The following is a 12,962-nucleotide window of genomic DNA, read 5'->3' on the forward strand; positions in this document are numbered from 1 at the left end:
GGGGCTCCGTTCGGCGTCGGGGAGCGAGTCGATTCTAACGGCGCGCGATCACCCGGCGGCCGTTCACCCCTGCTCGGCCCACCATGCGCGCAGGCGCGCTTCGGCCACGTCCTCTTCGAGCAGACCCTCGTCCAGGCGCAGGTCGAGCAGGAAGCGATACGCCCTGCCGACCTCGGGTCCCGGACGGATGCCGAGCACCTGCTGGATCCGGTTGCCGTCGAGGGCAGGCCGCATCGCGCCCAGCTCCTCGGCCACGGCCAGCTCGTCGATGCGCCGCTCGATGTCGTCGTACGCTCCCGCGAGCCGTGCGGCCTTTCGCTTGTTGCGAGTGGTCACATCGGCACGGGTGAGGATGTGCAGGCGGGCGAGCTCGGCGCCGGCGTCGCGCACGTACCGGCGGACGGCGGAATCCGTCCACGCCCCCTCGGCGTAGCCGAAGAAGCGCAGGTGCAGCTCGATCAGCTGGGTCACCGACTCGGTCGTCGCGGAGTCGAACTTGAGCGCCTGCAGGCGCTTGCGCGCCAGCCGCGCCCCCTTCACGTCGTGGTGGTGGAAGGTCACGCCACCGCCCGGCTCGAGGCGGCGGGTCGCGGGCTTGCCGATGTCGTGCAGCAGGGCCGCAAGCCGGAGCGGGACGTCGGGGGCGGCATCCGGGAATCGCCTGCGCTCCAGATCGATCGCCTGGCGCAGGACGGTCAGCGAATGCTCGTACACGTCCTTGTGGTGATGGTGCTCGTCGACCTCCAGACGCAGGGCGGGCACCTCGGGCAGGAACAGGTCCATGAGGCCGGTGTCGACCAGCAGACGGATGCCGCGCACCGGGTCATCGGACTGCAGGAGTCGCACGAGCTCACCCTGGATGCGCTCCGGACTCACGATCGAGAGGGTCTCGCGGAGCGCGGCCATCGCCTCGACGGTCGTCGGATCCACCTCGAAGCCGAGCTGCGCGCTGAAACGGGCGGCGCGCAGCATCCGCAACGGGTCGTCTCCGAAGCTGATGCGCGGGTCGGCGGGGGTGCGCAGTCGCCTGGCGACGAGGTCTTCGACGCCCCCGGTCGGATCGACCAGGGTCTGGCCGGGCACCCGCAGCGCCATCGCGTTCACCGTGAAGTCGCGGCGAGCGAGATCGCCCTCGAGCGTGTCCCCGAACTCGACGGTCGGCTTGCGGGTGACGCCGTCGTAGCTGTCCGCGCGGTAGGTCGTGATCTCGACGGTCTCGATCGTGCCGGTGCGCGCGTCGCGGATGCGCGCGCCGATCGTGCCGAACTCGCGCCCGACATCCCACTGCGCGGTGCTGATGGGCGTGAGGATCCGCAGGATCTCATCTGCGCGGGCGTCGGTCGTGAAGTCCAGGTCGTTCGTGGTCCGGCCGAGCAGCGCGTCGCGCACAGGACCCCCGACGATCGCCAGCTCGTGACCCGCGCCGGCGAACGCCGCGCCCAGCGACGCCACGATGGGCGACTCGGCGAGCGCGCCCAGGCGCGCCACACCGTCGGCCATGTTGAGCATTGGACGAGCCTATCGAGCGGGCCCACGAGCAGAGCGGCCGCTCAGTCGCCGAAGCGCAGGAATCCGGTGAAGAGCAGCTCGCGCACCGCAGGAATCAGCTCGGCCCGCAGCTCTCCCGCCTCGACATCGAGCAGGGAGGCGATCGCATCGATGAGGGGCCCCACCGGCAGGTCTCCGTCGCATGCGCCGACCAGTGCCGCGAGTCCGGGATCGGCCGGCACGGTGCGGGCGAACCTGCCGCCCTGCCGCAGTTCGATCACGCTGGGCGCTTCGACGCCCGGCAGGTGGTGGCGCGCTTCGGTGACGTCGGCCGCGACGACGAGCGTGGACGCCGCGAGGTCGTCATCGCCCAGACCGGCGAGCCTGTCGTGGGCGGCGAGCGCGTCGGCGCAGTGGGATCCGAGCGCGGTGCGCGGATCGAGAGCCTGTGGCACCCGCTCGTAGCGCGACAGCGTCGGAGCTCCCTCGCTCGGCCGTCGCAGGAGCAGGTACCCGAACCCGATCTCGGTGACGCCTCGCGCGGAGAAGTCATCGAGCCACGCGTCGACCAGCGAGGCGTACTCCGGCGTGCCGGGCAGCGTGCCGCCGTCGCGGATCCACAGTTCGGCGTACGACAGCGGGTCGAGGGACTCCCGCTCGATCACCCACGCATCCAGTGCGACCGATGAGCCCTCCACCCAGTCGCGTGCCCGATCGAGACCGGACCGCCCGTCGCGGCTCTCCCAGTTGCCCAGCAGCTGGGCGACGCCGCCCGCGGTCAGATGCGCGCCGACGCCTCCGACGAACGCTGCGACGAGGTCGTCGCCCTGCATCCCCCCGTCGCGGTATTCGTAGGAGGGAACCCCGGCTGCCCTCGGCGTGATCACGAACGGCGGGTTCGAGACCACCCGGTCGAACTGCTCGCCGGTCACGGGCTCGAACAGCGACCCCCTTCGCGTCTCGATGCCCGGCACACCGTTGAGCAGCGCGTTCAAGCGCGTGAACCGCAGCGCGCGCTCCGACACGTCGGTCGCGACGACCTCGCCCACGACGCGTCGGGAGCGCAGGGACTGGATGCCGCACCCCGCACCGATGTCGAGGCCGCGGCGCACCGGGGTCGGCAGCTGGAGACCGGCGAGAGTGAGTGAGGCGCCCCCGACCCCGAGCACGTGGTCCTCGGGGAGGGCTCCTCCGAGCGCGGCTTCATCGAGGTCGCTCGCGATCCACCACTGACCCGACCCCCGGTCATCCGCGAACGACTGCGGCCGGATGATCGCCGTCGGGGTCACCTCCGTGCCGTCGATCGCCGCGAGCCCGAGCCGGGTGAGACCCTCGGCACGGGTCCTCGGGAGGGCGGCGGTCACCGCTTCGCTCGGCTGCGGCATCCCGAGCGCGAGGAGGCGGGCCAGGACGGCCAGCGGATCCGTGCGGGAGCCCAGCGCACGAGCTGCCGGGCCGCGCAGCCCGCGAGCGATCGCGGTGTCAGCGGTCTCGCCCCACGCGGAGCGCAGCGGCTCGGATGCGAATCCCGCCTGCGCCAGGTCTTCGGCCAGCGCGCGGCACAGCGCGGAATCGGGTTCGGGGAGCACGGGTCCATTCAACCCCCTCGTCCCGCGCGTCCGCCGGGCGGCCGGGCACTCGCGTGGGCGCGGCACGGGTTGCTCGGAGGGTCGGACCGTAGAATCGCACCAGATCGTGCGGTCATGAATCGCACAGGAGCGAAACCCCACATGACCGTCACCTCCCAGCCATCGGGAAAGACCCTGCCGCGACCGACCGTCGTTCGCCGCCGCCTTCGCGCACGCCTGCGCGCGGCCATCGCGGCCGCTGCGCTGCTCGTGATCGCCGCCCCCCTGGCGAGCACCCCCGCGTTCGCGGTCGAGCAGCCCGCTCCGCTCTCGGCGACGCCCACACCGACACCCGACGTGCCGCCCGGTGAAACCGTCTTCACACTCTCACCCGTCGCCAACGGCACCGTGCGCCCCGGCGAGGGGCTGGCGGTCTCCGTCACCCTCCAGAACGGGACCGATGCCGTCACGGCTGCGGCCACCGTCACGCTGTCGCTGGGTGGGGCGCCGCTGGGCGACCGCGCTGCACTCGGGGCGTGGCTGGCGGGCGACGGCTCCGGCGAGACCATGAGCCCGGTTGGCTCCACGAGCCTCGCTCCGATCCTCCCCGGCGGCGAGCAGGTGAACGGCATCGTGATCGAGCCTGGCGACCCGGCGCTCGCGGGCCGCGCACCAGGTGTCTACCCGCTGTCGGCGACCTACGATTCACCCGCCGGTCCGGTCACCTCGACCAGCGTCATGATCGTGCCGGCGGAGGGCGGGGCCGAGGTCGGCATCGGCGTCGTGGTCCCCATCACAGCCGGACCATCCTCGGCCGGACTGCTCACCTCGGCGGAGCTGACCGTCCTCACCTCCCCGGCGGGCTCGCTCACGAACCAGTTGGATGCCGTCGAGGGCACGCCGGCGATCCTCGCCGTCGATCCCGCGATTCCCGCGGCGATCCGCGTCCTGGGCTCGTCCGCACCGGCGAGTGCGACCGAGTGGTTGGCCCGGCTGGAGGCGCTGGCGAACTCCCGATTCGCACTCCAGTTCGGCGACGCCGACGTCGCGGCCCAGCTCGAGGCGGGGCTTCCGCGGCCGCTGCGGCCGCTGTCGCTGAAGGCGTACATCGACCCGATCAACCTCGTGACGGCCGCGACCGCGACCCCGGAACCCAGCGCGAGTCCGGAGCCCGAGGGTCCGGTCTACCCCTCCGTCGACGAGCTCACCGCCATCGGCGGCGCGCGTGCCGGCGTGTTCTGGCCGGGCACCGGCACCGCCACTCCTGCGGTCGTTGCCTCGCTCGGGGATGTCGTGGTCGACGATCGCGACTCCCTGACGCTGGTCCCCTCGACTTCCACGCGTGCCGGCGCCGGAGGACAGACCGTCCCGGGTCGTGCCGTTGCAGGCGATGCCGATCTCCTGGTCTACGACGCCGACGTGTCGCGCGAACTGCATGCCGCATCCGTCACCGAGGAGACCGCGCTCCGCGGCGCTCCCCTGACCGCGGCCGCCGCGTTCCTCGCCTTCGCCGTCGCCGAGACGGGCGGCGACCCGGTGGTGGTCACGATCGACCGCGACCAGGACCGATCCCGCGTCGCGATGCGCACCGCGATCACATCCGCGTCACAAGCCCCGGGTGTCACCCCGGTGACACTGGGCGGCGTTGCGGCTCGACTGCCCGCGAGCGTGGAGATCGCCGACGCCGCCGACGAGGAAGTTCGGGCGGGGGCTGCATCCGTCCTGGTCGCCGAGGAGGAGCAGCTCGCGCGGTTCGCGACGATCCTCGATGACACCGTGCTGCTGACCGGACCTGAGCGCGCCGAGATCCTGCAGCTGCTCGGCCTGGCATGGCTGCCCGATCCGGTCGGGTGGCAGACCGCGGTCGACCTGCATCGAGCCGGCACCGTGACGACCCTCGACAGTGTCGGCATCCTCCCGCCGAGTCCGATCAACCTGTTCAGCGCGGGAGCGCCCATCCCGATCTGGGTGCGCAACGACCTCCCCTACCCCGTCAACGTCGTCCTCTACGCCACACCCGATGATCTGCGGCTCGATGTCGCGAAGGCGACGGATGTCACCGCCGGCGCGGCGAGCAACACACGGGTGCAGGTCCCGGTGCAGGCGCGGGTCGGCAACGGCGAGGTGTCCGTCCAGCTCCAGCTGCGCAGCCGCACGCTCGAGCCGATCGGGGCGCCGCAGGTCGTCGACGTGAACGTCCGCGCCGATTGGGAGGGCGTCGGCATCGTCGTCCTGTCGGTGCTCGTGGCCGGCTTCCTGCTGCTCGGCCTGGTGCGCACCGTGCTCCGGCTGCGTGCGCGGCGGTCGCGGCGCGCCCAGACGACGGACTCCGAAGCCGATGGGGAGGCTGCGGGCGACGGCGAGCGCGGCGGCGAGGAGCGTGCCCCGGCGGACCGGGCCGACGCCGGCCCGACCGAGCCGGATGCCGGACCGACCCATGCGCCGGCGGTATCGGACGACGCCGGCGAGGACGCCCGATGAGCGGCATCGGCCGCGCCAGTGTGCTGATCGGCGCGGGAACGATCGTCTCCCGGCTGACCGGATTCCTCCGCGCCGTCGTGCTCGTCTCGGCCGTGGGTGCGACCACGGGCGCCGGCAACGCGTTCGCGATCGCGAATCAGCTGCCCAACAACATCTACGCGATCATCTCCACCGGCCTGCTCACCGCCGTGATCGTGCCCCAGATCGTGAAGGCGGCGAGCCACGACGACGGCGGCCGTGCCTTCGTCTCGAAGCTGTTCACGATGGGCACGGTGGTGCTGCTCGCCGTGACCGTGCTCGCCACGATCGCCGCGCCGTGGCTCGTCCGGCTCTACGCCCCCGGATTCCCCCCTGAGCAGCAGGCCCTCGCGACCGCGTTCGCATACTGGTGCCTCCCGCAGATCCTCTTCTACGGCCTCTACGCCCTCGTCGGCGAGGCGCTGAACGCGCGTCGCGTGTTCGGCCCGTTCACGTGGGCTCCGATCGTGAACAACGTCGTCTCGATCGCCGGCTTCATCGTGTTCATCGTGCTCTTCGGCTCGGATGTCGCCGTCGACGCCTGGACGCCGGCGATGATCGCGCTGCTGGCCGGCACCGCCACGCTCGGGATCGTCGTGCAGGCCGTGATCCTGCTCAGCTTCTGGCGGCGCACCGGTCTGCACGTGCGGCCGGATTTCCGCTGGCGTGGTGTGGGACTGAACCAGCTCGGGCGGCTGGCCGGCTGGACGTTCCTCATGGTCGTCGCCGGTCAGCTCGCGGGGCTGGTCCAATCACGCGTGCTCTCGGATGCCGCCGAGGACTACCCCGGGGTCCTGGTGTCGCAGAACGCGTGGCTGCTGTTCATGCTCCCCTACTCGATCATCGTGCTCTCGATCGGCACCCCCTACTTCACCCAGCTCAGCGAGCATGCCGCAGCGGGCCGCGACGATGACGTGCGGGCCGACGTCGGGCGCAGCATCCGCACCCTCGGCGTGTTCATCGTGATCGCGACGGCCGCCCTCGCGGCGGCATCCGTGCCCGCCTCGCGCATCTTCACCGACAGCCGCACCGAGGCGGTCGCCGCGGCCGGCGTGCTGCTCTGCTTCCTCCTGAGCCTCATTCCCCTCGCGGTGCTCTTCGTGATCCAGCGGACGTTCTACGCCTACAACGACACGCGCACGCCGTTCTTCTTCACGGTCCTGCAGTGCGCGCTCGTGATCGCCACGGCGCTGCTGGCGTCGATGCTTCCGGTGCAGTACATCGCCGCCGGGATCGCGCTCGGACAGTCGTTCGCGAGCATCGTGCAGGTCATCATCGCCACCTGGCTGCTCCAGCGACGACTCGGCGGGCTGCGGATCGGATCGTGGATGCTGGCGCTCGGGCGCTTCGCGCTCGCGGCGGTCCCCGCCGCTGCCGCGGGCTGGCTGACGTTCCTGCTGCTGGGAGGAGTCGACGGCTGGACGGTCTCGGACAAGTTGCTCGGCGCGGTGGGCGCAGCCATCATCGGCGTCGTCTCGCTGCTGGTCTACGGTGGCTTCCTCGCGCTGCTGCGAGCACCTGAGCTCGGCCCGGCCATGGCGCTCGCCCGCCGCATCCTGCCCGGCGGTCGCTGACACACTCAGGCTCCGGCCACCTGGGCGGAATGCCTCGCGGTTACCATGTGTTGAAGCATCCGGAGATACGGAAGAGGGGGCGCACGTGCGTCAGGTCATCATCATCGGGTCGGGTCCGGCGGGCTTCACGGCTGCGATCTACGCGGCCCGAGCGAATCTCGAGCCGCTCGTCGTGGCGAGTTCGGTCGAGGTCGGCGGCGAGCTCATGAACACGACCGATGTCGAGAACTTCCCCGGCTTCCCCGACGGCATCCAGGGCCCCGAGCTCATGGAGAAGATGCAGAAGCAGGCCGAGCGCTTCGGTGCCGAGATCCTGTACGACGACGTGGTCGAGCTCGACCTGTCGGGATCCGTGAAGACCGTGAAGCTCGGAAGCGGCGCCGTGCACGAGGCGTCTTCGGTGATCTTCGCCACCGGCTCCGCCTACCGGAAGCTCGACATCCCGGGCGAGGAGCGTCTTTCGGGTCGCGGCGTCTCGTGGTGCGCGACGTGCGACGGATTCTTCTTCCGCGAGCGCACGATCGCCGTGGTCGGCGGCGGCGACTCCGCGATGGAGGAAGCGACGTTCCTGACGCGATTCGCCACCAAGGTCTACGTGATCCACCGCAAGGACTCGCTGCGTGCGTCCAAGATCATGCAGGAGCGCGCGTTCGCGAACGAGAAGATCGAGTTCGTGTGGAACACCGAGGTCCTGGACATCCTCGGTGAGGACGCCGTCAACGGCGTGCTGCTGCGCTCGACGGTGGACGGCACGACCCGTGAGCTCCCTCTCGACGGGCTGTTCGTCGCGATCGGCAACGACCCGCGCACCCACCTCGTGCACGGCAAGCTCGAGCTGACTCCGGAGGGAACCATCTGGGTCCACGGCCGCTCGTCGCGCACGTCGGAGCCCGGCGTGTTCGCGGCCGGCGACGTGATCGACCCGACCTACCGGCAGGCCGTCACCGCCGCCGGTAGCGGAACTGTCGCCGCTCTGGATGCCGAGCACTTCCTGGCCGCTCTCGAGCAGTCCGGCGACGCGCAGATCGCAGAAGACATCGAAGTCGCCACCGAGACTCCGAGCCGCGAGACCGACGAAGCCGAATCCGGCGTCGCGGCAGCCTGAGAGTCCCCCGTGCGCTGGAACAATCCGGACGCATGAGCCGTTGTCCACTCAGTACAGACTTCCAACCAAGGAGAAATGAACAATGACCGCCAAGGCGACGACATCCGCAACCTGGGAGCAGGACGTCCTGCAGGCCGAGGGTCCCGTGCTCGTGGACTTCTGGGCCGCGTGGTGCGGCCCGTGTCGCATGGTCGCGCCGGTTCTCGACGAGATCCAGGCGGACAACCCCGACAAGATCACGGTGCTCAAGCTCAACGTCGATGAGAACCCGGATCTGGCCATGAAGTACCAGATCACCTCGATCCCGGCGATGAAGGTGTTCAACAAGGGCCAGGTCGAGACCACGATCATCGGTGCCAAGCCGAAGTACGCGATCGAGCAGGACCTCGCGGCATACCTCGCCTGAGTCCCTTCTTCGAAGGTCCCCGGTCCCCCTTATTGAGGTCGGACCGGGGATTTTCTGGTATATGCAAATTTCGGCATCATCGACTTGCCGAGAAACTTCGCGCAGACTGTCGATCTGGCCCGCTTTCGTTCGACGCACAGGGTGAGGCAGGCGAGAGAGCCCCTCCGAGCAGTGGCTCGCACATCGAGAAGGAGCACGAAGATGCGTTACATGATGATCATGCAGGTCGAGCCCGAGGCGGCTGCTCGCGCGGCGCAGGACCTGGACATGGAGCAGGTGGTCGCCACGATGGGCGCCTACAACGAAGAGCTTCAGAAGGCGGGGGTGTTCCTCACCGCCGAGGGCCTGAGCGATGCGAGCGAGGGATTCCGCGTCGACTTCTCATCCACGCCCCCAGTCGTCACGGACGGGCCCTACGCGGAAGCGCGTGAGGTTTTCACCGGCTTCTGGATCCTCGAGGTGGCCAGTCGTGAGGAAGCCGAGCACTGGGCCAGGAAGTGCCCGCTGGGCCCCGGCGTCGGCCTCGAGGTGCGTCGGGTCAACGAGTTCTCCGACATCGAGCTGCCGGAGGACAACGAGTGGCTCCAGAAGGCCCAGGAGTTTCGCGCTGCGCAGTCCTGAGCTCAGGACGCGTCCGCCCGCACCGCCGCATCCCAGCGACGGTGCGGGCTCTCGTCACCGATGAGCCGCCACACCGCCTTCGTCAACGGCGGGTATTCGAGCGCGATCTGGCGCAGCACCCGGTAGTGACGGGCCGCATTCGGCCGGGAGCCGCCGTCGGCCGCGATGTTCTCGGCGCGGAGGATGAACACGACGAGTTCATCGACCGTGGGGAGGTCTTCCATGAACTCCCACGGATCCTCACCCGCACGCAGTCGCTCATGCACCAGAACCGACAATTCGTCGGAGGCCTCGGCCCGGAGAAGCTCGAGGCTGGCTCGTCGCCGCAGGGTCTCGTCGTGCGTCGCCATTCATCCAGGGTACGGTGCGCGAAGCGCACCAGGGGCGCGGGGCGGAGCCCCGCAGAGAACCACGCGAAGCGCACCAGGGGGCGCGGGGCGGAGCCCCGTGTCCCGTCCCGCGCCTACGCTGGCGGGATGAGCGACGAGCGAGTCCACCGCGCGATCGAGGCCATCTGGCGAGGCGAATCCGCTCGGATCGTCGGCGCGCTGACACGTCACACCGGCGATTTCGGCTGGGCGGAGGATCTCGCACAGGACGCGCTGCTGGAGGCCGTCGCCAAGTGGCCGGGCACCGGCATTCCGGACAATCCCGGGGCCTGGCTGCTCTCCGTCGCCAAGCGTCGCGCGATCGACGGCTGGCGCCGCCGTGAGCGGCTCACCGAGCGGGAGACGCTCATGGCCGGCGATCTGCGGACGTTCGAGGAGTGGGATGCCGTTCCAGAGCTCGGCGACCCCGATCGGATCGACGATGACGTGCTGAGGCTCGTGTTCGTCGCGTGCCATCCGGTGCTGACACCGCAGGCCAGGCTCGCTCTGACGCTGCGAACCGTCGCGGGCCTCACGACCGAGCAGATCGCGCGCGTGCTGCTCATGACCGTCCCAGCCGTGCAGCAGCGCATCGTCCGGGCCAAGCGGTCACTGGCCGACGCGGACGTGCCGTTCGAGGTTCCCGATCGCGCAGACCGGCCTGCGCGCCTCGCCAGTGTGCTGCAGGTGATCTACCTGCTCTTCACCGAGGGGTACGCGGCCGGCGACGGGCGGCATCCGATCCGTCCCGATGTCGCACGCGAGGCGGTGCGGCTCGCCCGCCAGCTCAGCGCGCTGATGCCCGGCGAGCCCGAGGTGTACGCGCTCATCGCGCTCATGGAGTTCCAGTCGTCGCGCTTCGCCGCCCGGGTTGACTCGGAGGGCCTGCCCATCACACTGGCCGAGCAGAATCGCGCGCGCTGGGACCGTTCCGCAATCCGCCGCGGCAGTGAGGCGCTCGCGACGGCGCAGTCTTACGGGCGCGGACTCGGCTACTACGGCCTGCAGGCGTCGGTCGCCGAATGCCACGCGATCGCACCGACGCCCGCCGACACGGACTGGCGACGCATCGTGCGCCTGTACGACGCGCTCGACACGCTGTCTCCGTCGCCCGTCGTGCGACTCAACCGAGCTGTGGCCGTCTCGATGGTCGATGGACCGGCCGCGGGGCTCGCCCAGGTGGACCAGCTCGCCGATGAGCTGGTCGACTTCCGTCCGCTGCTGGCCGTACGTGCAGAGCTGCTGGAGCAGATCGGCGATCCGGATGCCGCAGCCTCGGCGTTCCTCGCCGCAGCTGAGCTGCCCGGCAACGAGGCCGAGGCGAAGGTGCTGCGGCGGCGCGCCGATGCGCTCCAGCGGACCCGGGCTCAGAGCGAGCTGTAGCCCGACTCGCCGATTTCATCGAGGATCCGATTGAGATCCTGGATGCTGGCGAAATCAATGCTGATCTGGCCTTTTCTGGACCCCAGCGATATCTTGACGCGCGTGCTCAGGCGATCGCCCAGCCGCTCGGCAACTTCGTCCAGGTGGGCACGACGTGCTCCGGCCTGGGGCTTCGCAGTCCGCGGGCGGCCGGCATCCGGAGCCTGCGCGGCCGCCTCAGCGGCGCGCACGGAAAGATCCTCGTTCACGATCTTGTCGGCCAGGCGCTGCATCGCCTCGGGGTCCTCGAGCGACAGGATCGCGCGCGCATGCCCGGCGGTCAGCACGCCCGCGGCGACCCGCTGCTGCACCGGGAGGGGCAGCTTGAGCAGGCGGATCGTGTTGCTGATCTGCGGCCGGGACCGGCCGATGCGGCTCGCGAGCTCTTCCTGGGTGATCCCGAAGTCGGAGAGCAGCTGCTGGTATGCCGACGCCTCCTCGAGCGGGTTCAGCTCCGAACGATGCAGGTTCTCGAGCAGGGCGTCGCGCAGCAGATGCTCGTCGGCCGTGTCGCGGATGACGGCCGGAATCGACGTGAGGCCTGCCTCGCGAGCCGCCCGCGTGCGGCGTTCGCCCATGATGAGCTCGAAGGTGCCGTCACCGACATCGCGGACGACGACGGGCTGCAGCACACCGAATTCGCGCACACTGTGGACGAGCTCAGCCAGATCATCGGCGTCGAAGTGCGTGCGAGGCTGCCGAGGGTTCGGGACGATCGTGTGCGGGTCGATCTGAGCGAGGCGTGCGCCGGGAACCTCGACGAGATCCTCGGTCTGCTCGATCGGAGCGCCGGGGAAGAACACGTCCACCGGGCGTGCTTCCGAGGAGGTCTCGCTCGTCGGGATCAGCGCGCCGATCCCTCGCCCCAGGCCGGTTCGTTTGGCCATCAGGAGCCCCCTTCGTTCGCGGGCGCGTCGGCATGCCCGTGGTCGTTCGCACCGGCATCGGGTCTGTCGCGGCGAATGATCTCCACCGCCGCTTCGCGGTATGCGATCGCGCCGGCAGAATGCCCATCGTAGGCGATCACCGTCTGTCCGAAGCTCGGGGCCTCGGAGACGCGCACTGACCGCGGAATGACCGTGGCCAGCACCTCTTCGGGGAAGTGCGTGCGCACCTCTTCGGCGACCTGCTGCGCGAGCCGAGTGCGTCCGTCGTACATCGTCAGCAGGATGGTGGAGAGCTTCAGTCGAGGGTTGAGGTGCTTCTGGATCATCCGGACCGTGCCGAGAAGCTGGCTCAGGCCCTCGAGCGCGTAGTACTCGCACTGGATCGGGATGAGCAGCTCATGCGCGGCCGCGAAGGCGTTGATCGTGAGCAGACCCAAGGACGGCGGGCAGTCGATCAGCACGAAGTCGAGGCGCTCCTGCAGGTTCGCGAGGTAGTCGTCGAGGGCCGTGCGCAGCCGATGCTCACGTGCGACCTGGGAGACGAGTTCGATCTCCGCGCCGGCGAGATGGATCGTGCTCGGTGCACACAGGAGATCCGGCGACTCCGGGCTGGTCTGGACGATGTCCGCGATGGGGAAGTCGTCGATCAGCACGTCGTAGATGCTCGGAATGTCGGCTGTGTGCGGCACGCCGAGGGCGGTGGAGGCGTTCCCCTGCGGATCGAGGTCGATCACGAGCACGCGCGCTCCCACGGCCACCAGTGACGCGGCGATGTTGACGGTCGTCGTCGTCTTGCCGACGCCGCCCTTCTGGTTCGACACCGTGATCACGCGGGTGCGGCCGCTCAGCCGGACCGAGACATCCTCGAGCACGCGGCGGCGTGCGGTCAGATCCGCGAGCTCACGTGCGATGGGGCTGTCGTCGAACGAGAAGGATGCCGGAGATTCGGCGTTCTCGGGATGTTTCACGTGAAACAGCCTCCCTTTCGCGCACCGACGGACATCGTCTTCCACTCTAGTCGCGC

Annotated in this window: 11 protein-coding genes; 6 read left to right on the forward strand and 5 right to left on the reverse strand. The window is 69.9% G+C overall.

The genetic code is table 11. The annotated features are described in order from the left end of the window. Window positions 1–63 precede the first annotated feature (63 nt). On the reverse strand, window positions 64–1,509 hold the full coding sequence (locus BM349_RS00965; protein WP_091701264.1) for a CCA tRNA nucleotidyltransferase: 1,446 nt from the start codon (window positions 1,507–1,509) through the stop codon (window positions 64–66). 41 nt (window positions 1,510–1,550) lie between these two features. Next, window positions 1,551–3,077, reverse strand: coding sequence for a DUF7059 domain-containing protein (locus BM349_RS00970; RefSeq protein WP_091701266.1), 1,527 nt, complete (start codon window positions 3,075–3,077; stop codon window positions 1,551–1,553). A 141-nt stretch (window positions 3,078–3,218) separates the two neighbouring features. Here BM349_RS00970 and BM349_RS00975 point away from each other — a divergent pair, with 141 nt between their 5' ends. The 5 genes from BM349_RS00975 (at window position 3,219) to BM349_RS00995 (ending at window position 9,261) form a co-directional block, all read left to right on the forward strand. Further along, window positions 3,219–5,537 carry a DUF6049 family protein gene (locus BM349_RS00975; RefSeq protein WP_091701269.1) on the forward strand — a complete coding sequence of 773 codons (2,319 nt, stop codon included), beginning with the start codon at window positions 3,219–3,221 and terminating at the stop codon, window positions 5,535–5,537. Next, window positions 5,534–7,129 carry a murein biosynthesis integral membrane protein MurJ gene (murJ, locus tag BM349_RS00980; protein WP_091701273.1) on the forward strand — a complete coding sequence of 532 codons (1,596 nt, stop codon included), beginning with the start codon at window positions 5,534–5,536 and terminating at the stop codon, window positions 7,127–7,129. The genes BM349_RS00975 and murJ overlap by 4 nt, the downstream gene beginning before the upstream one ends. 85 nt (window positions 7,130–7,214) lie before the next feature. Next, window positions 7,215–8,234: a thioredoxin-disulfide reductase gene (gene trxB, locus BM349_RS00985; protein WP_091701276.1), complete on the forward strand. Its 1,020-nt coding sequence runs from the start codon at window positions 7,215–7,217 to the stop codon at window positions 8,232–8,234. Window positions 8,235–8,316: 82 nt separating this feature from the next. Further along, entirely contained in the window at window positions 8,317–8,640 is a 324-nt protein-coding gene (trxA, locus tag BM349_RS00990; RefSeq protein ID WP_091701280.1) for a thioredoxin, read from the forward strand. Between the two features lie 201 nt (window positions 8,641–8,841). Beyond that, a complete protein-coding gene (locus tag BM349_RS00995; RefSeq protein ID WP_091701285.1) occupies window positions 8,842–9,261 on the forward strand; it encodes a YciI family protein in 420 nt (139 codons plus the stop codon). Between the two features lie 2 nt (window positions 9,262–9,263). On the opposite strand, the gene BM349_RS01000 is transcribed toward BM349_RS00995, so the two are convergent. Next, window positions 9,264–9,611, reverse strand: a complete 348-nt coding sequence (locus BM349_RS01000) for a tryptophan synthase subunit alpha (protein ID WP_091701288.1) — start codon at window positions 9,609–9,611, stop codon at window positions 9,264–9,266. Window positions 9,612–9,737: 126 nt separating this feature from the next. Here BM349_RS01000 and BM349_RS01005 point away from each other — a divergent pair, with 126 nt between their 5' ends. Continuing rightward, complete coding sequence (locus BM349_RS01005; RefSeq protein ID WP_091701292.1) at window positions 9,738–11,012, forward strand: RNA polymerase sigma factor; 1,275 nt, start codon at window positions 9,738–9,740, stop codon at window positions 11,010–11,012. Here BM349_RS01005 and BM349_RS01010 read toward each other — a convergent pair. Both BM349_RS01010 and BM349_RS01015 read right to left on the reverse strand, forming a co-directional pair. Further along, on the reverse strand, window positions 10,997–11,938 hold the full coding sequence (locus BM349_RS01010; protein WP_091701295.1) for a ParB/RepB/Spo0J family partition protein: 942 nt from the start codon (window positions 11,936–11,938) through the stop codon (window positions 10,997–10,999). The genes BM349_RS01005 and BM349_RS01010 overlap by 16 nt on opposite strands. Beyond that, on the reverse strand, window positions 11,938–12,906 hold the full coding sequence (locus tag BM349_RS01015; protein WP_091701299.1) for a ParA family protein: 969 nt from the start codon (window positions 12,904–12,906) through the stop codon (window positions 11,938–11,940). The genes BM349_RS01010 and BM349_RS01015 overlap by 1 nt, the downstream gene beginning before the upstream one ends. Window positions 12,907–12,962 lie beyond the last annotated feature (56 nt).

Origin of the sequence: Microbacterium sp. cf046 (genome assembly GCF_900114345.1) — a bacterium.
Lineage (GTDB): Bacteria > Actinomycetota > Actinomycetes > Actinomycetales > Microbacteriaceae > Microbacterium.